This is a genomic window from Paraburkholderia sp. RL17-337-BIB-A, from assembly GCF_046025895.1.
GTDB lineage: Bacteria > Pseudomonadota > Gammaproteobacteria > Burkholderiales > Burkholderiaceae > Paraburkholderia > Paraburkholderia fungorum_C.
The window spans coordinates 1,658,649-1,681,570 of record NZ_JARESY010000002.1 but is presented as its reverse complement, the minus strand read 5'-3'; the positions used below and the strand labels follow the sequence as shown (position 1 = coordinate 1,681,570).

Annotated in this window: 18 protein-coding genes and 1 pseudogene; 6 read left to right on the top strand and 13 right to left on the bottom strand. The window is 63.8% G+C overall.

Annotated features, from left to right (window positions below; genetic code table 11):
- Positions 1 to 10: 10 nt before the first annotated feature.
- The 3 genes and pseudogenes from P0D84_RS28410 to P0D84_RS28400 all read left to right on the top strand — a co-directional run bounded on the left by P0D84_RS28410 (position 11) and on the right by P0D84_RS28400 (position 5,781).
- On the top strand, positions 11 to 2,041 hold the full coding sequence (locus P0D84_RS28410) for an MFS transporter (protein WP_408346074.1): 2,031 nt from the start codon (positions 11 to 13) through the stop codon (positions 2,039 to 2,041).
- A gap of 183 nt (positions 2,042 to 2,224) precedes the next feature.
- Positions 2,225 to 2,563, top strand: a pseudogene (locus tag P0D84_RS28405) (NIPSNAP family protein).
- Positions 2,564 to 2,802: 239 nt separating this feature from the next.
- Positions 2,803 to 5,781: a mechanosensitive ion channel family protein gene (locus P0D84_RS28400; protein ID WP_408342090.1), complete on the top strand. Its 2,979-nt coding sequence runs from the start codon at positions 2,803 to 2,805 to the stop codon at positions 5,779 to 5,781.
- A gap of 129 nt (positions 5,782 to 5,910) precedes the next feature.
- Here P0D84_RS28400 and P0D84_RS28395 read toward each other — a convergent pair whose 3' ends face one another.
- The 5 genes from P0D84_RS28395 to P0D84_RS28375 form a co-directional block, all read right to left on the bottom strand.
- Positions 5,911 to 8,187, bottom strand: coding sequence for an ATP-dependent DNA helicase (locus tag P0D84_RS28395; protein ID WP_408342088.1), 2,277 nt, complete (start codon positions 8,185 to 8,187; stop codon positions 5,911 to 5,913).
- Entirely contained in the window at positions 8,184 to 10,172 is a 1,989-nt protein-coding gene (locus tag P0D84_RS28390) for a VRR-NUC domain-containing protein (protein WP_408342086.1), read from the bottom strand. The genes P0D84_RS28395 and P0D84_RS28390 overlap by 4 nt, the downstream gene beginning before the upstream one ends.
- 116 nt (positions 10,173 to 10,288) lie before the next feature.
- A complete protein-coding gene (locus tag P0D84_RS28385) occupies positions 10,289 to 12,133 on the bottom strand; it encodes a S10 family serine carboxypeptidase-like protein (RefSeq protein ID WP_408342084.1) in 1,845 nt (614 codons plus the stop codon).
- A 200-nt stretch (positions 12,134 to 12,333) separates the two neighbouring features.
- Positions 12,334 to 13,509 (bottom strand): pyridoxal phosphate-dependent aminotransferase, encoded by a 1,176-nt coding sequence (locus tag P0D84_RS28380; protein WP_408342083.1) that lies wholly within the window; start codon positions 13,507 to 13,509, stop codon positions 12,334 to 12,336.
- 145 nt (positions 13,510 to 13,654) lie between these two features.
- A complete protein-coding gene (locus P0D84_RS28375) occupies positions 13,655 to 15,136 on the bottom strand; it encodes an RNA polymerase factor sigma-54 (RefSeq protein WP_408342081.1) in 1,482 nt (493 codons plus the stop codon).
- A gap of 531 nt (positions 15,137 to 15,667) precedes the next feature.
- Between P0D84_RS28375 and P0D84_RS28370 the strand changes: the two genes are divergently transcribed.
- Positions 15,668 to 16,000 (top strand): BON domain-containing protein, encoded by a 333-nt coding sequence (locus tag P0D84_RS28370; protein ID WP_408342079.1) that lies wholly within the window; start codon positions 15,668 to 15,670, stop codon positions 15,998 to 16,000.
- 401 nt (positions 16,001 to 16,401) lie between these two features.
- Here P0D84_RS28370 and P0D84_RS28365 read toward each other — a convergent pair whose 3' ends face one another.
- Positions 16,402 to 16,854: a PA2169 family four-helix-bundle protein gene (locus P0D84_RS28365; protein WP_408342077.1), complete on the bottom strand. Its 453-nt coding sequence runs from the start codon at positions 16,852 to 16,854 to the stop codon at positions 16,402 to 16,404.
- A 358-nt stretch (positions 16,855 to 17,212) separates the two neighbouring features.
- On the opposite strand from P0D84_RS28365, the gene P0D84_RS28360 reads away from it, so the two are divergent.
- Positions 17,213 to 17,461 (top strand): hypothetical protein, encoded by a 249-nt coding sequence (locus P0D84_RS28360; RefSeq protein ID WP_408342075.1) that lies wholly within the window; start codon positions 17,213 to 17,215, stop codon positions 17,459 to 17,461.
- Positions 17,462 to 17,623: 162 nt separating this feature from the next.
- On the opposite strand, the gene P0D84_RS28355 is transcribed toward P0D84_RS28360, so the two are convergent.
- From P0D84_RS28355 to P0D84_RS28335, 5 genes are all read right to left on the bottom strand, one after another.
- Positions 17,624 to 18,205: a hypothetical protein gene (locus P0D84_RS28355; RefSeq protein WP_408342074.1), complete on the bottom strand. Its 582-nt coding sequence runs from the start codon at positions 18,203 to 18,205 to the stop codon at positions 17,624 to 17,626.
- Positions 18,206 to 18,313: 108 nt separating this feature from the next.
- Positions 18,314 to 18,658 carry a DUF1488 family protein gene (locus P0D84_RS28350; protein ID WP_408342072.1) on the bottom strand — a complete coding sequence of 115 codons (345 nt, stop codon included), beginning with the start codon at positions 18,656 to 18,658 and terminating at the stop codon, positions 18,314 to 18,316.
- Positions 18,655 to 19,218: a DUF4142 domain-containing protein gene (locus P0D84_RS28345; protein WP_408342070.1), complete on the bottom strand. Its 564-nt coding sequence runs from the start codon at positions 19,216 to 19,218 to the stop codon at positions 18,655 to 18,657. The genes P0D84_RS28350 and P0D84_RS28345 overlap by 4 nt, the downstream gene beginning before the upstream one ends.
- Positions 19,219 to 19,317: 99 nt before the next feature.
- Positions 19,318 to 19,869 (bottom strand): type 1 glutamine amidotransferase domain-containing protein, encoded by a 552-nt coding sequence (locus P0D84_RS28340; RefSeq protein ID WP_408342068.1) that lies wholly within the window; start codon positions 19,867 to 19,869, stop codon positions 19,318 to 19,320.
- A 115-nt stretch (positions 19,870 to 19,984) separates the two neighbouring features.
- On the bottom strand, positions 19,985 to 20,326 hold the full coding sequence (locus P0D84_RS28335) for a chemotaxis protein (RefSeq protein ID WP_408342066.1): 342 nt from the start codon (positions 20,324 to 20,326) through the stop codon (positions 19,985 to 19,987).
- A gap of 299 nt (positions 20,327 to 20,625) precedes the next feature.
- Here P0D84_RS28335 and P0D84_RS28330 point away from each other — a divergent pair, with 299 nt between their 5' ends.
- Positions 20,626 to 21,921 carry a DNA topoisomerase IB gene (locus tag P0D84_RS28330; RefSeq protein ID WP_408346071.1) on the top strand — a complete coding sequence of 432 codons (1,296 nt, stop codon included), beginning with the start codon at positions 20,626 to 20,628 and terminating at the stop codon, positions 21,919 to 21,921.
- A gap of 68 nt (positions 21,922 to 21,989) precedes the next feature.
- Here the strand turns inward: P0D84_RS28330 and P0D84_RS28325 are convergent, their stop codons facing one another.
- Both P0D84_RS28325 and P0D84_RS28320 read right to left on the bottom strand, forming a co-directional pair.
- Positions 21,990 to 22,244: a hypothetical protein gene (locus P0D84_RS28325; RefSeq protein ID WP_408342064.1), complete on the bottom strand. Its 255-nt coding sequence runs from the start codon at positions 22,242 to 22,244 to the stop codon at positions 21,990 to 21,992.
- 85 nt (positions 22,245 to 22,329) lie between these two features.
- The gene (locus P0D84_RS28320) at positions 22,330 to 22,623 is read right to left on the bottom strand and encodes a hypothetical protein (RefSeq protein ID WP_408342062.1); all 294 of its coding nucleotides are present in this window, start codon (positions 22,621 to 22,623) and stop codon (positions 22,330 to 22,332) included.
- Between the last annotated feature and the right edge of the window lie 299 nt (positions 22,624 to 22,922).

The window sequence follows — 22,922 nt, the reverse complement described above, 5'->3', positions numbered from 1 at the left end:
TCCGGTGGTTATGCGCCGCCCCGGCTCCGTTCTCCCCGCCCAGGCGAGCCCATGCGACGCGCTCGCCATCCGCGCTCAGCCCCTTAGCTTCGCTCACCCGTGCCGGCGCAAAAAGCTCGCGCTCGCCGCGACCATTCTCGGCTCGAGCATGGCGTTCATCGACGGTTCCGTCGTCAACGTCGCGCTGCCGTCGATCCAGACCGAGCTTGGCGCGAGCGTCGCGGCGATCCAGTGGGTAGTCAACGCGTATCTGCTGTTTCTCGCCGCGCTGGTGCTGGTGGGCGGCTCGCTCGGCGACAAGCTCGGCCGGCGCACCGTGTTTATCGCGGGAATCGGCCTGTTCACGCTGGCCTCGATCGGCTGCGGCCTCGCGCCCGGCGCCGGCGCCCTGATCGCGGCGCGCGCCGTGCAAGGCATCGGCGCGGCGTTGCTGGTGCCGAGCAGTCTCAGCATCATCGGCGCGGTGTTCGACGACAAGGAGCGTGGCCAGGCGATCGGCACCTGGGCCGGCGTCGGCGCGATCACGTCGGCGCTCGGGCCGGTGGCGGGCGGCTGGCTCGTCGATGCGTTTTCGTGGCGGGCGATTTTCTTTCTGAATGTACCGGTTGCGTGCGCGACCATCGCGCTGGCGATCGTCGCCGTGCCGGATAGCCGGGAGGAAGACGACACACTGGACCTCGATCCTGTGCTCAAGGGGAGCGCGCGGCCGAAGCTCGATCACGCGCTCAAGGGGAGCGCGCAGCCGAAGCTCGATCACGCGCTCAAGGGGAGCGCGCAGCCGAAGCTCGATCCCACGCTCAAGGGGAGCGCGCAGCCGAAGCTCGATCCCGCGATTAAGGCAAGCGCGCAGCCGAACCTCGATCCCACGCTCAAAGCGAGCCCGCAGCCGAAGCTCGACTGGTTGGGCGCCGTCACAGCGGCTGCGGGGCTGGCCGCGTTGACTTACGGCCTGACCATCGCCTCGGCGCGCGGCTTCGGCGACCGCCGGGTGCTGATGTCGATCCTCGGCGGCCTGCTGGTGCTGACCGGTTTCGTGGCGCTCGAAGCAAAGACCCGCAATCCGATGATGCCGCTCGACGTGTTCCGTTCGCGCGACTTCGTCGGCGCGAATCTCGTTACGCTATTGCTCTACTTCGGGCTAGGCGGCGCGCTGTTTTTCCTGCCGTTCACGCTGATCCGCGCGTATGGCTATAGCGCGACCGAGGCAGGCGCGGCATTGCTGCCGGTGCCGGTCACAATCGGCCTGTTGTCGCGCTTTACCGGCGGCCTGATGAGCCGTTACGGCGCGCGGGCCTTGCTAGGCATCGGCCCGGTGATCGCGGCGCTCGGCTTCGCGATGCTCGCGCTGCCCTGGGTACGCGGCGAATATTGGCGCGGCTTTTTTCCGGCGCTTATCGTGCTCGGACTCGGGATGACGATCACCGTCGCACCGTTGACGACGACGGTGATGTCCTCCGTATCCGCCGCGCGGACGGGCGTCGCTTCGGGGATCAATAATGCCGTCGCCCGGGTGGCGAGTTTGCTGGCGATTGCGGTGCTCGGCATCGTGTTCGTGTGGTCGCACGACGCGGCGCTCGATGCGCGGCTCGATGCGTTGCATGTCCCGCAAGCGGCGCGTCTGGCGGCACAGCTGACGCAAGACTCGATGGATACGAGTCCGGCGGCGCCAGGTGCTTCGGTTGCTTCGGTTGCTTCGGTTGCTTCGGTTGCTTCGGTTGCTTCGGTTGCTTCGGTTGCTTCGGTTGCTTCGGTTGCTTCGGTTGCTTCGGTTGCTTCGGTTGCTTCGGTTGCTTCGGTTGCTTCGGTTTCTTCGGTTTCTTCGGGTGCTTCGGGTGCTTCGGGTGCGGCGGGTAAAACGGGCGCGCCAGGCGCAACGGACGCGGCGGCACGGGCTGAAGTGACGCACGCGCAAGCAGAGGCTCTCGGCGCGGCATTGCAAGCGGTGGCGCTGGCATCGGCGGGATGCGCGTTGGCCGGCGCGGCGCTGGCGGCCTTGACGATCCGCGCAGCGACCGGTAAAACAGCCGTGCCGCCGCGCTAAAGGATGTGCCTCAAGGCGCGACGCCGCTTGCTCCACCGCCCCGTGCGCGGTTTTCGTGGTCAGAGAATGCGGCGCCGCGTGCACAACCACAGTTCAGAAACGGATGAAACGTCCCGAGCGAACGATCGCCATACTGGTTGGTACTCGGAGGTTCGAGTCTCCGAGCCAACTGGGAGCCCGCACATGACGATTACCTGCTTTATCCGCTACCAGATCGACCCATTTCAACGCGATGCATTCGACGAATACGCGCGCAACTGGGGACGCACATTCCGCGCTGCGGCGGTCATCTGATCGGCTATTTTCATGCCCCATGAAGGGACCAACGACATCGCCTGGGGCTTGATCGCATTCAACAGCCTCGCTGCCTATGAAGCCTATCGTGCGACCCTGCGAGCCGACCCCGAAGCGCGGGAGAATTTCAGGTTCGCGCAGACGAAGCGCTTCATTCTGCGCGAGGAGCGCACCTTCACCGAGGTGGTCGACGGCACGCTCGGGGTGGCGGCAATGGGGGCGATGTAAGCAGCGCGAGCGGAATCTCGTGCGCAGCGGCTGGCGTTGCCGGTCCGCGTGGTCTGCCAGGCAAGCTTTCTGCTACCTGACGTTACAGTTCGCACCGGCTCATCAACCGCTTGCGTAAGCGCTGGAAATCGCGGAAGGAACTTGTACGACCAAAACGGTGTCGGTCAAGGGTCACACCGGCGCACCGCTCCGCGCGTTCCGGCACCGCTGTCCGCACCTGGTACCCCGCCTTACACCCTATGCGCAAAATACTTCACGCCTGCTTTCTCGTTCTTCTTATTCTCGGCGCCTCGCCGGTCTTTGCCGCCCCGGCGCAGCCCTCCGCCGCATCCGCGCCATCCCGCGCCGCGGTCACACTGACGCCCGAGCAGGCCCGCCAGGCCCTCAGCGTCCTCAATGACCCCAAACGCCGCGCGCAAGTCAGCGACACCCTCCAGGCGATCGCCGCCGCGGGCGCACTCAGCGCGCCGCCCGCCTCGGCGGCGGCTGCTGCGTCAGCACCCGCCGCGGCCAGCAGCGCCGCCGCACTCGTTCCAGCCGCGTTCCAGTCCAATGGCCTCGCCTCGCAACTGGCCCGTCAGGGCGCGCGTTGGGCCGTACACCTGGGTGTGTCGTTGCGCGGTTCGGTCGCCGCGTTGCTCGACGTCGCTTCGGTGCGCGCCTGGTGGAATTGGCAGTTCACCAACCCACACGCGCGTAGCGTGCTCGCTCATGTAGCGCTGTCGCTGCTGGCGGCACTGCTGCCCGCGCTCGTGCTCGAATGGCTCGCGCGTCGCTTGTTGCGCCGCGCCTATGCGGCTCTTGCCGCGCGCCGCGAACTGCGCGATGAAGACAGCGCGGCGCAAGCCGACCCGCCCGTCGACGTCCTGCCGCAGCCGGCCGATGCGCCGAATGCCGCCCCGCCGCTGCCGGTCTCTTCGGGCGTGCCCGCTTCACCTGCTTCACCCGCTTCACCTGCTTCGTCGGCTTCACCCGCTTCGGCCACTTCACCCGCTTCGTCCGCTTCACCCGCTTCGGCCACTTCACCCGCTTCGGCCACTTCGCCCGCTTCGTCCACTTCACCTGCTTCGTCGGCTTCACCCGCTTCGGCCACTTCACCCGCTTCGTCCGCTTCACCCGCTTCGGCCACTTCACCCGCTTCGGCCACTTCGCCCGCTTCGTCCACTTCACCTGCTTCGTCGGCTTCACCCGCTTCGTCCGATGCAACGGCCCAGACGGCGAAGCCCGGCGCGTCCTCGCCCGCAGCCACTTCCACCACCGGCAAAGCCACTGAAGTCAAAGGCAAGCAAAGCGCCGTGCATCACTGGACGCTCCTGCAGCGCCTGCCGCGCGCGCTGCTGACGCTGGTGCTGCGCCTGTTGCCGCTAGCGGTATTCGTCGGCGCGGCGAGCGCGCTGATGTCGATCTTCACCGACGACGGCACGCCGCAAGACCGCGCACTCGATTCGCTGATCGACATCTATGTGCTGTGCCGCGTGATCGTGATCGTCAGCGGCTTTTTCCTGCAGCCGAGCGCACCGCGCCTGCGTCTGTTGCGCATGAGCGATGCATGGGCGACTTTCGTGCAGCGCTGGATGGTGCGGATCGTCACCGTGGTCGGCGTCGGTTCCGCGATCGCGGAGATCGCGCAGTCGCTCGGTTTGAACGACGCCGCGCATCTCGCGCTGATGAAGGTGGTCGCACTCGCCGGCCACATCATGATCTCGATCCTGATCCTCCAATGCGCGAGTCCGGTCGGCGAATTGATCCGCAGGCGTTTCGCCGCGCGCGAATCGCTGCAGATGCTCGGCAATGCGCTCGCCGACGCGTGGGCGTGGTTCGCGGTGTTCATCGTGATGGCGCTGTGGTTCGTCTGGGCGCTCGACGTGCAGAACGGCTATCACACCCTCATGCATCTCGGCGGCATAACGCTCGCGATCCTGGTAGGCGCGCGGGTCGCCTCGATCGTGATATTGGGTGCGATGGCGCGGCTCTTCCATGCCCAGGACGACGCGGCAAAGTCGCTCCTGCATCAGCATGCCTACCGCTATTACCCACTGCTGCGGCGCGTCGTCGCGTGGATCATCGGCATCGTCACCGCGCTTGCGCTGTTGCAGGTATGGGGTGTCGACGTGGTCGACCTGTTCCGGAGCGGTTCGGTCGGCCATCGGCTGGCTTCAGCGATCGTCACGATCGGCGTCGCCGCCGTGATCGCGTTGGTGGTGTGGGAAAGCGTCAACGTCTCTGTCGAACAGCGGCTGGACCGCTGGACCACCAGCGGCGACCTGGTGCGCGCCGCGCGCCTGCGCACGCTGCTGCCGATGTTGCGTAGCGCGCTCTTCTGCGTGATCGCTCTGGTGGTGGTGCTCACCGGCCTGAGCGAACTCGGCGTGAACATCGGGCCGCTGCTGGCCGGCGCGAGTATTTTCGGCGTGGCGCTCGGCTTCGGCTCGCAAAAGCTGGTGCAGGATTTCATCACCGGCATTTTCCTGTTGATGGAAAACGCCATGCAGGTCGGCGACTGGGTCACACTCGCGGGCGTGTCCGGCACGGTCGAATATCTGTCGATCCGCACGGTGCGGCTGCGGGGCGGCGACGGCTCGCTGTACACCGTGCCGTTCAGTTCGGTCTCGACGGTCAACAACACCAATCGCGGGCTCGGCAATGCGGCGGTGAAGGTGAACATCGTGTTCGGCGCGGATGTCGATCTGGCGATCGACACGCTGAAGGAAATTGGCGCCGCGCTGCGCGAGGACGAGAAGTACAAGGACGGCATTCTGTCCGACTTTAGCTTCTGGGGCGTGGATGGAGTGGACGGTTCCGCGGTGACGCTGGCCGGCCAGATCCAATGCCGCGACAGCGCGCGTTGGGGCGTGCAGCGCGAATTCAACCGGCGCGTTGTCGACCAGTTCAGCGCGCGCGGCATCGAAATCGCCAACCCGCAGCGGCAATTGCTGACGTGGGACCCAGAGAACGTACCGGCCAAAGTCGATTCGAACGGCGCGCCGGATGACAGCCGCAAGCCGTTGGCGAAGGACGCACCGCCTGCAACGGCGAAGGACGAACCTCCCGCGATGGCGAAAGACGAACCTCCCGCAACGGCGAGCGCCGATGCCCCCGCGAAGGCGGCGGTCGGCAAAGCCGACGCGCCGGTGGAAGATCAACTGCCGGTCGACCCTAAGCCGGCCGGTGGCCCTGGAACGCCAACAAATCCTGGCTCAACCTCTCCGCATGAGTGAAGTACAGGCCGTGGGCGGCGCCTTCGTAGACGGTTAGCGAGGCGCATCGGCCTGTTGCACCTGCCTGCTGTACCTGCCTATTGCACTTGCCCGTTGCGCCTGCCTGCTGTACCTGCCTATTGCACCTGTCTACTGCACCTGCCACCAGTGCGGCAACAACCGCCGCACTTCCGGCCGCCGGTAGCGGTCGTCAATCAGATGCACCACACCCTGGTCCTGCTCCGTGCGGATAACGCGGCCAGCGGCCTGCACGACTTTCTGCAAACCCGGATACAGATACATGTAGTCGTAGCCGTTGCCGAACTTCGCCTCCATGGTGCGTCGCATCTGCTCGTTGACGTCGTTCATTTGCGGCAGGCCGAGCGTCGCGATAAAGGCGCCGATCAACTGCTGGCCGACCAGATCGACGCCCTCCGAGAACGCGCCGCCCAGCACGGCGAAGCCCACTCCCTGGTTCATGATGCGAAAGCGCGCGAGGAACGCGTCGCGCGCCGCCTCGTCCATGCCCGGCTCCTGCGCCCACACCGGCAATTCCGGATGACGCTCGCGCATCAATTCCACCACCTGCTGCAGATAGTCGAAGCTGCTCAGAAAGCCGAGATAATTGCCCGGCTGCGCTGCATACTGCCTCGCGATCAGATCGACGATCGGCACGAGCGAACGTTCCCGGTCACGCCAGCGCGTCGAGACATGGCCGGCCACACGCACCTGCAACTGCTCGGCGCGAAACGGCCCTTCGACGTCGAGCCAGCGGGTCTGCTCGGGCAGACCCAGCGTGTCGCGATAGAAATGATGCGGATTGAGCGTGCCGGAAAACATCACCGTGGTGCGCGCGGCAGCGTAGCGCCCCGCGAGAAACGGTGCCGGGATCACATTTCGCACGCACAGCGTGGCACTGGTTTTGTCGCGCGGCGTGTAGCGGTCCGCGGTGAAGGTGATGTCGAAAATCGAATGCTCGCCGAATTGCTCCGCCAGCGCGACGAAGTGCATGGCGTCGAAGAAAAACCGCAGCGACGCATCATCGATTGATAGCGGGGCTTCGGCGAGTTGCTCGGTCACCTCGCCGATCAGATTCTGGGCAGCCGAAAGCAGTTTGTGCGGGACGTCGGCATAGACCTGATACGTGCCGGCCTGTGCGCGCTTGACGGCGTTCCACTCGCGCTGAAGCCGTTCAAGCGGCTTCTTCAACGTGGCGGGCGCGCTTTTGCGTGCGAGCCGGAACCCCGCCTGATCGAGCGACGCGCTGTACATGCGCCGTGCCCGCTCGAGCAGGTTATGCGCCTCGTCGACCAGCACGCCGACGCGCCACTGATTGATCTGCGTCAGCGCGTACAGCATCGCGCTGCCGTCGTAGTAGTAGTTGTAATCGCCGACCACCACGTCGGACCAGCGCGCCAGTTCCTGCGCGAGATAGTACGGGCAGATGTCGTGCGCGAGGGCCGCTTCGCGCACCGACGCCCGGTCGAGCCTCGGCCCCGCCAACGCTGCGCTGCGGGCCGCGTCGAGCCGGTCATAGAAGCCGCGCGCGAGCGGACAGGACTCGCCGTTGCAGGCCTTGTCGGGATGCTCGCAGGCTTTATCTCGCGCGACCAGTTCCAGCGTTCTCAACGGCAAGCGCACGGCGGACTGGTCGGCGCCTTGATGGAGCGTTTCGATCGCGTCGAGGGCGAGCGCGCGGCCCGGCGTCTTGGCGGTGAGGAAGAACACGCGGTCGATCTGGTCCGATGCGCACGCCTTGAGCAGCGGAAAAATCGTCGCCAGCGTCTTGCCGATGCCGGTCGGCGCCTGCGCCATCAACGGCTTGCCGTCACGCGCCGCGCGATACACCGACACCGCCAGTTCGCGCTGACCGCTACGGAACTGGCCATGCGGAAACTGCAAGGCGCCGAGCGCGGCGTTACGCGCGGCGCGATGTGCCGCTTCCTGCACGGCCCAATCGAGAAAGCGTTCGCATTGCTCGACGAAGAATATCTCCAGTTCACGGGCGGTGTGCGTTTCGCTCAGCAGCGTTTCCTTCTGACTGCCGACATCGAAGTACACCAGCGCGACCGTCAATTCGGCGAGCCCACGGGCACGGCACAGCAGATGACCGTACACCAGCGCCTGCGCCCAATGCAGCGCGCGGTGATTGGCGGGCATTCGTTCGAGCGCGCCACGATGGGTCTTGACCTCTTCCAGCCGGTTCGCCACCGGGTCGTAACCGTCGGCGCGGCCACGCACGGTCAAACGACGATGCGTGCCGGTCAGCGTGATCTCGGTTTCGTAGCCAGTCGCGCGCCGCCCGGCGACTGTGACGTGGCCGGCCATACCTTCCAGCGAGGTGGGCGCGGGCGTGAAGCGCAGATCCAGATCGCCGCGCCTCGCGGTGAATTCGCACATCGCCCGCACGGCGACCACGTAGGTCATGCGGTGGCCTCTTTCGGAACCATGGGTCTGAGTTCGGCGGCGGCGCCGTTCGGAGCCGCTGCCCTGGCTTCGGCGGCGGCGCCGTTCGGAGCCACTGCCCCGGCTTCCGCAGCGGCGCCGTTCGAAACCGCTGTCGCACCCACCTCCACGACCTCTGCCGCCTCGCCGATCTCGACTTTCGCCATCACGTCGGACACCGCGACGTCCTCATCGGCCCACCGCACGTCGAGCACGCGCACCGGCATACCGTGCTCCGCGCAGTAAGCGAGCCAGCGGATCTGGTTGTCCTGCAAACGGTCGCCGGGGCCCTTTACTTCGATCAACTCATAACGGCGCTCGGCCGGCCAGAAACGAATCAGGTCCGGCAGGCCTGAACGGTTGCCACGGATATCGCGCAGCAAGCGCTCGAACCAGAGTTTCAGATGCGCGGCGGGCAGGCAATCGAGCGCCAATGCGACCAGTTCCGGCGTCAGCAAGCCCCAGAATACAAACGGCGATTGCAGACCCGCCTTGCTTTGCAGATGCCGCAGAATCGGCTCGCGATAGGCACCGCTGTCGATTTGCGCGAGACACGCCGCGAATTGTCCGGCGCGACGCGCATGAAAATCCGCTGCATGCAGATCGGCCGGCCCGCGCTGGAACGGATGGAAAAACGCGCCGGGCAGCGCCGCGAACACCGGCTCCCAGCACAGCAAACCGAACAGCGAATTGATCAACGCGTTTTCGACGTAATGAACCGGCGCCGAGTCGCACGTCAAATGATCGCGTGCGACGTATTCGACCGATTGCGGCGTCTGGGGCCTCGGCAGCACCAGCGTGCTGCGCTCGACCGGCCGGGCGGCAGGCACACGCGCCACCCGCACTCCACGCTTGCGCTGCAAACGAGGCAGCATGCGGGCGACGCGCTGCGCTTCCTCTTCGCTTTCCGGCGTGGCGGCGGCTTGCGAAGCGAGGGCGAAGGCTTCGTCGAAGCGCTCGCTGCGCTCCAGCACCCGCAAACGCCGATGGCGCGCGCCGGGCCACGCACAACGCTCATAGACGGCAAGTGCGGCGGGCCAGTTCTGTCGACGCTCGCAATGCTGGCCAATACGAAACAGCAGTTTCGCGCGACGCGTTTCGAGCCAGGGGTTCGAAATTTCGATCGCGGCGATCACGGCGATGAGCTCGTCGATCGCCTCGGCTTCCGGCTCGCCTGTGGGCAGCCATTCGAGCGCTTCGCGGCACGCATGCAACGCAAGGTACACGTCGACGTCCGCCCGTTGCTGGAATGCGCGCGACGATGCAGCAAAAGCCACCTTTTCGTACTGGAACACGCCGAGATCGGCAAGCACGAACTCCGACCAGTCTTGCTGCAGATTGCCGAAGAACATCAGACGCAGACGCTCGCAAAGCGGTGCGATCGCGACGTGGAAGACGCGATCGGTGGTTTGGCTGTGCCATGTGGACAGGGGAAACGCGGCGGCGCCTCGTTCTTTGCCTTCGTCTACGCTTTTGTCTTCGCTTTTGTCTACGCTTTTGCCTTCGCTTTCGCTTTCACCTTCGCTTTCGTCTTCGTAAAACGGTCGCAGTGCTTCCAGCAGATCGGGCTTGCGCAAGCCCTTCGCACCGGGGATCAACGCGATGGTGTCCGCAAAGATCAGCAGCAGCTCGGGACGCGTGGTGAGTGCGAACAGCTCGTCGAGCGTCAGAGCCGGTTCGGCGTCGACCCAGCCGAGCGCAGTCAGCGGCGCAGCCACCTGCAAGGGGCAACCGATCTCGTCGTAAGAAAGACGGCTGGCGCGGAATAGCGTGCCTTTGCGCATCAGCATGCGAACCAGCAACGCGCGCGAATGCTGCGGCAAAGCGGCGAAATCGCGCAGGAAGCCATGTTCGTGCGCGTCCAGCAGATCGTCGTAACGCTCGGCGAGCCACGCCAGCGCACGCTCGAAGTTCAGCAGGTAATAAGGGGCATCAGAGCGGATGTCTGACGAAGCGTCTGTCGCCACGGAGCTTTCACGAAACCTGTATGTTTATACAGTGATGATATCAAAATCCGTGGCTACATCGACCGGTTCGCCAGCAATCTCGCATGTGAATGTAATCGTGGCGCCCGCTGTCGGCTTCATAAGCCCCCACCCGCCGCATAAAAGCTCGCCAGATCCCGCCTGAGCGCATGCAACGCGGCATCGTCGAGATAGATCATGTGACCGGTCGGGTAGTACGCGATTCGCACGTTGGCGCGCAGCGGCGCGTCAAGCCCCAGATGCGCGAGCGCGTACTCGGTTGCATAGAACGGCGTGGCGAGGTCGAAATAGCCGTTCAACGACATCACGCGCAGTTGCGGATTCTGCCGCATCGCTTCGGCGAGGTCGCCTGCCGCATAGGGCACGCTCTGATGTTCACCCGACCACTCGCGATGCTTCCAGTCCCACTGCGTCAACGCTGCGTCGTTGAAGACGCGATAGCGGTCAGTGGGGATGAAGTGCAGGTCTTGCGCGAAGTGCTGATGGAGCGCGGCGTCGAAAGCGCTCGACACGCTGCTCACCGACGCATCGAAATCCGGACGCTCTGACACGCCGTCATAGTCGATCCCTTCAAAACGTGCATCGTATCGGCCGATGCTGCGCGACTGGTCGCGCAGCAATTGACTGCGAAAGCGCGATGGATAGAGACGCAGCCGGCTTCGCTTCACGTAATCGACGTCGAGCCCGGTGAACCGCGCAATGCGCGCGGCGATCTCGTCGCGCTGCGCGTCAGGTAATGCGTCGCCCAGCGCGAGCGCTTGCGCATAGGGCCCTCGTGCGAACGCGCGGGCTTCGTCGAGAAAGGCCGGCAGACTGGTGGGCTTCGGCACGATCTTGTCGTGGTACCAGGCAATGGCCGCGAAGCTCGGCAAGTAGCTTTCGCTTTTGAAATCGGAGCCCGATGAAAACGCCGCGGAATCGAGTACGGACGACATCAGGATCACGCCGTTAAGCGCGATATTGTTTTGCCCCAGCTGATACGCGAGCATCGCGGCGCGCGCGGTGCCGTACGATTCACCGAGCAGATACTTCGGCGAATTCCAGCGCTGGTTCACCGTCAGATAGCGATCGATGAATTGCGAAAACGCGTCGAGATCCTTGTCGACGCCCCAGAAGTCTTTGCCGGTGCCATGCCCGACGACCTTCGACAGGCCCGTGCCGACGGCATCGATAAAGACCAGATCGGTGGAACCGAGCAGGCTGTCGGGGTTGTCGTCCAGCACATAAGGCGCGGGCGGCGTGATCGCGGGACTCGCCGTGCGCGCCCGCTTCGGCCCGAACGAGCCGATCATCAGGAACACACTGCCAGCCCCCGGTCCGCCGTTAAAGAGGAACGTGACGGGGCGCGTCGCGGGCGCCTTGGTGGCGACCGTGTAGGCGACATAGAAAACGCTCGCATTGGCCTGGCCGGTTCTATCATGCAGCAGCAGGTTGCCGGCAGTCGCCGTGTAATCGATCTTGCGGCCGTCGAGCCGGATCGAATGCTGGGTCACCGCGGCGCTTTCCGGCGGCACGGGGATCGCCGCCGCCTCGGGTTTGGTGTTGTGCTGTGGGTTGTCTTGCGCATCGTTCTGGCCGGCCGCGGAAACCTGTGACGCACGGCCGGTACGCGATGGATTCGCACGGGGCTGCTTGACTGGTTGACGGTTTGTATCGACGGCTTGGCCGGAAGTCTCTGCCTGAGGGTCGGACACGCCGGGCATGGCGGGCATGTCGGCCACTGCGGGCATGTCGGGCATGGCGGGCACACTTACCGGGCTGGCCGGCGACGCGGCTGTTTCCGTGCGGCCAGTTGCGGCGGATGAATCGTCCACTTCGGCTGCCGCGCACATCTGACTGAACGCGGCGAGAACGGCGAAGACGAGAGCCATCGCCACCAGCGCGGCCGCTATGGATCCTGCTGCCAGTGATTGACGCAACGAAAGATAGAAGCGAAGGGCCATGTCGTTTCCGGCTGCGAGTCGATATGCGTCGATGTTGCGTCGCGGTGTTGCGTCGCGCTGTTGCGTCGATATGGCGGTTGCCCATACTAAGACGAACTCGGCGAACGATTCTTGACGCAAGCATCGAAGCCGTCAATCGAAAACTGGCCGCGATTCAGGCGCCTTGCTTTCGCCTGGCTTTCGCCCGCCTACACCCTCGTTCACGCCCGCAATCCGCCGACGAACGCGGCAATCCGTTCGCAAGCGTCGATCAGGCTGGCTTCCTCGACCACGAACCCCAGCCGCACGAAACCATTCGCGGTCTCGCCGAAGGCGCTGGCGTCGAGCAGCGACACGCCTTGGGCGCGAAACAGTTGCCAGGTGAAATCGACCGTGTCGAGGCCCGTGCCGCTGACGTCGACCATCATGAACATGCCCGCTTCGGGCAGCAGGCAACGCAAGCCCGGTACACGATGCAAGCGCTCGAACACCACGTCGCGGCGGCGCCGGTATATTTCGCGCATCTCGGCGACGACCTGCGCCTTGTTCTGCAAGGCTGTCAACGCTGCCTGCTGGATAAAGCCCGGCAAACCATAGTGCATGGCCAGCGCGAGCCGCCCCATATGCTCGATCAGCGTGGCAGGTCCGATCGCCCAGCCCACCCGCCACCCCGCCATGGCATGCGACTTCGACAGACTGCCGAGCGTCACGGTACGTTCCGCCATGCCAGGCAGCGCGGCAATGCTGACGTGTTCGCGCTCGAAGGTGAGGTCTGCATAGACCTCGTCGGAGAGTACCCACAAGTCGTGCTCGCAAGCGATCCGCGCGATGCGTTCGAGATCGGCGCGCGGCATCACCACGCCGGTCGGATTACAGGGTGTCGCGAAGAAGATGGCCTGGGTGCGCGGTGTGACGGCCGCTTCGAGCGCGTCGCAGTCGAGGTGAAAAGCGCGCGCGGGATCCACCGGCACCGGCACGAGCGTGGCGCCCGCAGCACGTACGCAGGCCTCGTAGGTGAGATACATCGGCTCCGGAACGATCACTTCGTCGCCCGCTTGCAGCAGGCACAGCGAGGTTGCGAATACGCCGTTCTGCGCACCCGCCGTCAGGATCACGTTGGCGGCGCTCACGGCACAACCGGTGGCGCGCGTGTGTTCGGCGGCAATCGCCGCACGCAGCGGTTCACGTCCGGACACCGCGCTGTAGTGCGTATCGCCACCGCGCAAGGCCTCGACGGCTCGCTCGACAATCGGCGCGGGCGTCGCGAAGTCGGGATCGCCCACGCTTAACACGATCACATCTTCGCCCTTGGCGAGGGCCTGTTGAGCGACGCGATGAATTTCCCACGCAGACGTACGCCTGCCTTGCAAACGCTCGACCAGATTCGAATACTTCATGGAACACACCCCGTTTCGACTTGAGCCGCCAATGTAATGGGGCGTGCGCGAAACGTCCAGATACGAAAAAGCGCCACGCGAGCACTGAGTCTCGCGTGGCGCATGAGCGATGGCCCTCGTGTGAGAGCCCGCAATAAGGCTGCCTTTAAATCTGGCGGCGCAGTTCCGCCGGCGGCACCTTCATCAGGTGACGGTATTTCGCCACCGTGCGCCGCGCCACCAGCACACCCTGATCGGCGAGCATCCTCGCGAGCGTCACATCCGACAGCGGGTCGCGTGTATTCTCCGCTGCGATCATTTCCTTGAGCAGCGCGCGCACGGCCGCAGCCGAGCACGTGCCGCCGCTTTCCGTGCCGAGTTCGCGCGGGAAAAAGTGTTTGAACTCGAAAATGCCGCGCGGCGTAGCCATATATTTGTTGCCGGTCGCACGCGAGATGGTGGACTCATGCAGGCCGAGTTCTTCGGCCACATCGCGCAGCACCATCGGCTTGAGCGCGATTTCGCCGTACTGGAAAAACGCCTTCTGATGCGCGACGATGCACTCGGCCACGCGTTGAATCGTATCGAAGCGCTGCTGCGCATTGCGGATCAGCCAGCGCGCTTCCTGCAATTGCTGCGCGAGCGGCGAGCGGCTTGCACCGGCCGACTGCGCGAACAGTTCGGCATACATGCGATGGATGCGAGCGCGCGGCTGCACGGCCGGATTGATCGTCACCACCCACTTGTTGCGCACCTGACGCACGATGACGTCCGGCACCACGTAGTTGTCTTCGGTACGGCCGTAGCTGTTGCCCGGCTTCGGGTCGAGCTTGCGCACCAGCGCGCAGGCCACCCGCAGTTCTTCGGCGCTGCAGCCGATCTGCTTTTGCAGCTCAGCCTGTTCGCGGCGCGCGAGACGTTCAAGATGATGTTCGACGATCTGCCGCGCCACCTCGCGGCCCGGCGTGTCGGCGGGCAACGCGTTGACTTGCAGCGATAGACACTCGGACAGCGAGCGGGCACCGAGACCCGGGCGATCGAGCGACTGCACGAGGCGCAGCGCAACCAGCAATTCTTCTTCGGTCAGTTCAGGTTCGAGGTCGACGCTGTCCGCGAGATCGGAGAGCTCCTGACGCAGATAGCCGTCGTCGTCGAGTGCCTCGATGATGAAACGGGCCACCGCGCGGTCGCGGTCATCGAGCCGGTACAGCCGCAGCGAGTCGTGCAACTGCTCGCGCAAGGTGGGCTGGGAACGCGCCCATTCGGCGGGATCGCTACTTTCGGAGTCGCCGTTCTGGCGCGTTGAACTGCGGCTGCTGTAGTCGCCCGAAAAATCTCCGGGCATGTCATCCTGCCCCGCGCCTTCCATCGTGTCGTTGCCGCCGGCTTCAGACGGCATGGATTCAGGTTCGGCCGCGGCGACCGTGTCGGTGGCGGGCATCGCGCCCATGTCTTCGCCGGGCGCCGCGGTGGCGAGGGCGACATCTTCAGTGTCCGTCGAGTCGTACTCGAGGAACGGATTGGTGTCGAGTGCAGTGCGCAATTCCTGCTGGAACTCCAGAGACGACAACTGCAACAGACGCACCGATTGCTGCAGACGCGGCGTGAGTGCGAGAGACTGCCTTGTGCGTAGTTCAATTGAAGGCATTGTAGTGAGGTCCCTTAATAGCTGAGAAATGGTGTGCGAGTGTTTGGCCTCTACAGAGCAACTGTCATACCAGCGCGCCCAACGCACTGTTTTTTCTGAGTTTTGCCTTTTCAGGCGCGCGGATTGCGCAGCAAGTGGGGCGCCATTTTTACAAGACCCCGGCAATTTCCGGCCCCGGGCCTTGCGGGCCGCCGTATCGCGCGCCGCACCTGCCCGTTGCTCTATTCCTCAGCCTAAATGCATGTGCCGTAACGGCTTTTCCCATCATGGGGTAAGCCTGCCGGGTGCCGGGCACGCACCTTGCGCCTCAGCACTATGTGGACGGACGTTGGTCTTTGCACGCGAGTCGATCGCTCCGGTAGCGCGGTGGCGAAACAAAGGGAGCGCATGCATAGACCGTCGTCCGGTGTCGATAACGGGCCCTGACGGAACCGTAGCGGCAACGACCCCACGCGAGTCATCAACGGTTTGAACCGCGATCGACCGCAGGCAACAAGACCGCATTTTTCATCAACACCCGAAGGAGAAACCATGAAGACCATCCAACTTTTGAAGACCGCAGGTAGCATCGTTTGCGTCGCATTCGCACTGAACGCTACGGCGCAAACCAGCGCCCCGTCGGCAGCCTCTGAAACCATCGGCCAGCACGTCGACGACGGCACCATCACCACCAAGGCCAAGGCTTCGCTGCTGAGCGCGAAGAACGTCAAGTCGACCCATATCCACGTGAAGACCCGCAACGGCGTGGTGTGGCTCACCGGTTCAGTGCCGTCGGCCGACGACAAGGCTGCCGCTGGAGACGTCGTCAAGAGCCTGGACGGTGTCTCGAGCGTGAAGAACCATCTGAAGGTCACTGCGGAATAAGATCGGGCGGATCCGATAGAAAGGAGTCGGCTTCGGCCGGCTCTTTTTTGGCTGGGCGCTTCTGGTGAGACAGAGAGCCACCGTTTTCCGGTGAGACAGACTTTTCGGCGGGACTATCACCCATCGTTTTTGGCGGGACAGACAGTCGACGTTTTTGGCGGGACAGTCGTCAGGATAGCGTCGTGGCAACAATAGAAAAGCCGTCCGCAATTCAAATGTGGACGGCTTTTTTCGTTGCACGGCGGCCTATGTCGCGGCGTTATCTTTGTACTGGCCCGAGGAGGGTCGACGCCTCATTGCATGGCATTTCCAACTGCCCCTCTGTTGCCATTGTCAGAAACAAACCGGCGCTCGTTAAAGCGCCGGCCTGCGGCTCACTCCACCGTTACCGCCGCTGACAATCAACGCTTCGCTGCGGCGTACTGATCGCGCAGATCGCGCACCCGGTCGTGATTTTGCAGCACGCCTTGATATTGGCGCTCGACGATGGCGCGCACGTCCGCAGGCAATTCCTTTTCGAGCGCGTCGTGATAACGCTTCTTCGCGACGTCTTCGCCCTTTTCGCATTCGGCGAGAATGTCGTGATCGCTGCGATTCGCCACCGCCGACTTCACATCGACCCACCCGCGATGCAATGCGCCGCTGACGCTGCCGCCCGTTTCGGGCTTGCCGCCCAAAGCCTGCACCGCGTCCTGCAATTCACGCGCGCCGCGCGTGCAGTCTTCGGCACGGGAGAGGAACAGCGTCTTCAGTTGTGCCTCATGCGCGTCTTCTGCTGCTTTGCGAAAGCCCTTCTCGCCATCCTTCGACGTTTCGACCAGATCGTTCAACACGGAAACAACGTTCGTAGCCATTCAATACCTCCAGGGGTTTCGTTAATCGTGGAACCCGCCACTAAGCACTTCCATCGAGCGACGGGGTTCATAGGTCTATGCGCATGAGTCGTGCCCGGCGCAATCGGCCATCGCTGCGTCGGATAACGCAGGCGGCGCGCAGCGATACGCATTGCAATCTTGCCGCCGCACGTAAATATTGCGCGCTGCGGCTGCTGCCTGACGGCGTCAGGTGCGCCGCCCCAGCGGACTTCTGCCGGATGGCATGCTGGTTGCTTTATCTCCCTGCCCGCGCCACACCGTTCAGTGCATGAACACACTGCAAGACGTGCCAAGGAATTGAAAACAATGGGCAGGCAAAACGATAGGGAGAATCACCATGAAAATCAGGAGCGCGGAATATCTGGTCGCGATTGCGATCGTCACGTCAGCCGGCGTGCTGCAAATCCGCGAGCATATGCAACCTCTAGAAACGCCGCCTGCGAGCGCCCAACCTGCATCGACGTGTGGAGTCACGCGTGATGGGTTGGTGCCCGCGGCTTGCGAGCCGACCCGCGGTGAGCGCCAGCAGGTTGAGCGTGCGCCGCAACCGCAACCGCAACATAACGCAGCGCGTATCTGGGTATGAGGGACGGTTTAGAAGTCGAGACGAGACGACACGTCAGCGGCGCTTGTTTAAAGCCCGCTGCCGGCGCAGATTCGAATGAATGCAGATGCAAACGGCCCGACATACGTCGGGCCGTTTTGCTGTTTACCGCGCTGCGCTCACTCAATCGACAGCGCTCACCCCTCAAGCGCGCTTCTCGCTGAACTCGTTGAGCGGCACGGGCGTTTTGAGCGGATCGAAGTCGGCCCAGCGCCCTTGTTGCCAGCGTCCGCTCGCACGTTCGATTGCCACGCCCCCTGCTTCGCGCAATACCCGGGCAGCGTCGAACTGATTGTCGGGGCTCACGTGCACGGCGACCAGCACGCCGGAATCGCGCGATTCCTCGTGAAAAGCCGAACGGTGGACGCCTTTGCCGCCTTCGCGAGTGCCTAACATCGCTCCAACAAGCGAGCCGACATATGCGCCGACGCCGGCCGCGATCAGCGACACAATAAGGGGCGCCGAAAACGCCGCGAATATCCCGACGCCGACCACCGCCCCCGCCACCGCGCCGAGCGTCACGCCCATCCCGGCGCCTTTTGGCGCGTCCTTCGCGCCCGCGTCGGTGCTGGTATCGCCGCCGATCGGATAACGCGCGTGCTGGCCACGTGGATTGACAAAGAACAGCGTGACGTCTTCTTCGACGAAACCTGCGTTGAAGAGCTTTTGCGCCGCATCTTCGGCGGCCGGGAAAGTCGTAAACCGTGCTGCGACGATGAGTGACATGAGGCCTCCTTGCATCGTTGAATCGCGTTTTGCGGACCCGTTTTGAGGACCCTTCACGCCGCACAACACCGCGCCGAAAAATGTGCGCAGGCGGCCGGCGTACCCGCCCTATGCGGTGGTGCCGCGATCGGGTTCCATGCCTTCCACTCTGAACAGTCCGCTATGCAACACTACGCTATCGCCACCGTTCTGGTCGAGCGCTTCCGCGCAAACCGAACGGATACGATGGCGACCTTTGTCGAAAGCGGCCATCAGGGTGGCTTCGAGCGCGGAATCAGCGCCGAAATGATCTTCCAGCGCCTCAGCGGTAATCGCACATACCACCGCTTCGCCGTCGACGCGCGCCATGAAGCGCACGGTCAGATTCGTTCCGTCGAAGAGCGGCTTGTCGTCGGAGAAAGTGATGTGCATAAGGGAATCCTCATAGGCCGGCCGCGGCAGGGTCGCGTTCATGACGCACCCTTCATTGAGCCGGCGAGTTGCTGCGCCATGGCAAGGTGATGCTTGATCGTCGGCAACGCATGGGCGGCCGCCGCCTTCAATTGCGAGTCGGTGCCGCTCTGGCTCTCCTGCTGGAACAGGTCGACCGCGCGCTGATGCGCTTCCACCCCGATCTGCTCGACGTAGGCCTGATCGAATTCGCGGCCCTTGAGGGTTTGCAGTTTGCCGACCAGTGCCGAATCGGCGGACGGCGCCGTGGCGAGCCCCTTCCTCGCAGCCAGTGCGGCCATGCCGTGCGAGAGTCTCGTATGGTCCGTGATCATTTGCTGCGCGAATTTTTTGACGTTCGGATCGCTCGAATTCTTGAGCGCGATTTTGCTTGCCGCGATTTCGGTGGCATCGGACTTCGAGGCGTCCTGCACGAACTGCTGATCGGCGGGCGAGAGCTTCGTGGCGCTCGTCGGTGCGTCGCTCGCGGGCGCGTCACTGGCTTGCGCATACACCGCGCCGATCGACGCCGCGCCAAGTCCCAGCGCAACCGTCATCACTTGTAGGGGATACCGGAATTTCATGCATTTTCTCCCTGGTCGACCTGCCCATCGAAAGCGGGCAAAGCGACGAGGCGCGACGTGCAAAAACCGCTTCTACGCGCCTCGTCCGTCACGCTTCACTTATGCAGCCTTGCGCTTCGACAATTGCGCAATCAGAGTCTTGTTGAAAGCCGGAAGATCGTCGGGCTTGCGGCTCGTGATCAGATTGCCGTCCTCGACCACTTCCCGGTCCACCCACGTGCCGCCCGCATTGCGAATGTCATCTTGCAGACTCGGCCAGCTCGTGACGGTGCGCCCCTTGATGATCCCTGCCGAGACCGGCAGCCACGTGCCGTGGCAGATCACCGCGATTGGCTTGCTGGCGTTGTCGGCGGATTTGACGAAGGCTTGCGCCTGCGGCAGCAAGCGGATGGCGTCGCCATTCACCACACCGCCGGGCAGTACGACGGCGTCATAGTCGTCCGCGGTGGTTTTGTCGAAAGTCGAATCGACGTCCACCGTGTCACCCTTGTCGACATGTTTGAAGCCCTGGATCTTGCCGGGCTTCGCGGAGATGACGTGTACCGTTGCGCCCGCCTCAGTAAGCGCGCGTCGCGGTTCGAACAGTTCGGCTTGCTCGAAGCCATCCACCGCGAGTATCGCTACCTTGTAACCATTCAACGTGTTAGCCATGCGTCGCTCCATCACATGATTGCAGGGGGCTGAGCGCGTCAAGCGGCCGGCCCCTTCGTTATATCTTTCGTTACATCACCAAGCAGCAAAAGACGTGCCTATATCGGATGCCTGCCTAGAGACCTTGCGGATCGTCGTCGAGACCGTCGTCATCGGCGGCCAGTGGCTCGACAATGCGGTCGGGTTCGATATCGCCGTTCTCCACCAGTGTCGAATCGCCGTCGGCGGCGGCCCGCTCGCCGGTGCCGGCGCGATCGGTGTCACTGCCGAGTTCGGTGTCGCCGGTTTCCAGCGCGTGGTTGTCCAGTTCGGAATCGACATCGAATGCATGACGCTTCGCACCGGCGACATCGCTGCCGCTATCGGACGAATCGCTCGGACCGAGCGCGCCGGTTGTGCCTGAGATTTCCTTGACTACGTGTTGCGGCTCTTCATCGGGATTCAATGTGCTGCTCATGGCGCCCTCCTTAGCTGATTCAGTAACCCACTGAGCGTTCGCAAGGACCGTTCCGCTCGCGCGTCGAGTGCTTCAACAGATAGGACGCGATCCGCTCGCGCATCGCCACCCCTCAAGAGAAAAGACCGTTCCGTTCGCGGCTCCCTGATCGCGCGTCGCGCATTCGTCCGCGCAGTCGTCCGCGCAGTCGTCAATACGCCGCCCTGTTCAGTCGTCACTCCCGGCGCCGGGCATCGCCTTTGCTTACAGCCATACATGGCGCAAACCGCGTCTCCTGCTTGAAACTTCTACCTGCGACGATGGCTGCCACGACCACACAGATTCGACGCCAACCCGAACGCCGTGCCGAACACCCGGACGACAACGCGCGACAAGCCGCGCCCGCAGTCATGCCGCCGGGCTTGCGGCACGCCGACGACACCAGGCCCGGCTATACGCGCAAGCGTGAAAAAGACGGCTTCGTCTATTTCGATCTGGCGGGCGAGCGCATCGACGACGAAGACGAAATCAAACGCATCAATGCGCTCGCCATTCCGCCGGCTTACGAAGACGTCTGGATCTGTCCCGACGCGCGTGGCCATATTCAGGCGACGGGCCGTGACGCACGCGGGCGCAAGCAATACCGCTATCACCCACGCTGGCGCGAGACACGCGACGCTGACAAATACGAACGCATGGCGGAGTTTGGCCGCGCCTTACCGAAGATCCGCGCACGCGTGGCACGCGATCTGAAACTGGCGGGCATGCCATGCGACAAGGTCATCGCCGCGATCGTGCAATTGCTCGACACCACGTTGATTCGCATTGGCAGTGTGGAATACGCGCGTGACAACCAGTCGTACGGCTTGACGACGCTGCGCAAGAAGCATGTGAAGATCGAAGCCGGCCAGTTGCGTTTCAGGTTTCGCGGCAAGAGCGGCATCGAGCACGACGTGACCGTGGACAATCCACGCATCAAACGCATCGTGCGCCGCTGCGCCGAGCTGCCGGGTCACGAGTTGTTTCAGTATCTCGACGAAGACGGCACGCGCCGCACGATCGGTTCTGCCGACATCAACGAATATCTGCGCCGCGCGAGCGATGCCGACTTTACCGCGAAGGACTATCGGACGTGGGCCGGCAGCGTCTATGCATTGGCCGCGCTGCGGCGCCTGATGTGCGGCAGCGCGGCGGAAGCGCGCCGCCATATCGTTGCGACCGTCAAGGACGTGGCGGTGCTATTGCGCAATACCCCGGCAGTTTGCCGCCGTTGCTACATTCATCCCGTGATAATCAGTGCGTTCGAGGCGGACGAGTTACAGAGCTTGCCGCCCGGCCAGGCACGCCGTGGACTGAGAGTGGACGAAGTGGCCTTTGCCGCCTTGCTCGCGCATGCGGAGAAACGCGCGGCGCAGCAGGCGCGCAAGGCCGGCGCCAAGGGCCGAACGATGCGCGAGGCGGCGGTGACGGACAGCGTCAATGGCTCGCTGACCAGCCTGCTGAAAAAATCGCGCGTGGTGCGCAAAGAAGCGGTGGCGAAGACCGACGCCAAGGCGGGTGCGCAGACCGCGAGGCGGCCGGACGCCGCCGCTGTGCGGCCGACAAAAATGCAGTGAAGTCGCCGAGGCGGCGATTCCTTGCGGCAATCCAGAAGACTGCTGTTCCTTCAGGCCTCTTATCTAGCTCATTGACTCGCGCCTGATGCCGCGGCCGCGCCCGGCGTGCTTGCCCCGGCGGCGGCCGCCGCCGCACCGCTGCTCGTGTCCGCTGTGCTGCCTGTCGCCGCGTTACCGTTCATCACGCCACTGCTGCTCATCGCGGAACTCGCCCCTGTGCTATCGCTATCGGAGCGTTTGCAGCCGGACGCGGCTGTCAGCACTACGATAGCCACCACCATCAATGCCTGTTTGCCCACGCTGCCGCTGAATCGTTGTTTCATCACTGCCTCCCTGATCGATCGGGCGAAACCGCTCCCGTGCTAAACGAGCACCATCTCGCCTGCCCTCACTCACTTTTGGCGCTACTCATTGGCCCTTGGTGTCGCTGCTCGCGTCGGCGCCTGGCATGTTGGTCGAATCGCTCATCGGCTTCTTTGCTTTCGATTTCGAGGTGTGATGCATTTTCGACGTGCCGGAACTCATCGCGCCCGACGCCGGTTCGCCACCCGCCGTCGGCCCTGCCGTTGCCGCGCCGTGCGCGTTACCCGAACCGCCGGTGCCACCGTTGCTGCCGTTGCCGTTACCGCCGCCCGCTTGCGCGAAAGCGACGCCCGACATCGCGACGAGTGCCGACACGAGTAATGCCTTCGAATATTTCATCGAAATCTCCCTGAGTGAATGGTTGGATGAATAGCAAGAACACAGCAAGACGTCTTAGCAAGGGTTGTGCCTCCCGAAGTCGGTAAGGATGGCTGAATGCGTGATAGTGCGTTCCGGCGTTCCGGCAAGCACGCGGCTGATGACCGACCGGAGCTCTCCACTCGCCTCCTTCGCATGTTTATCGCTTCCTGCCCTCCTCTACCCATTTATCAGTTCTCCTCGACGAGACAGACGAAATAATTTCAAATACCTCAGCATCCTTACGCGCAGTTCGGACGCTTCGTCGGATACGTTGTTTG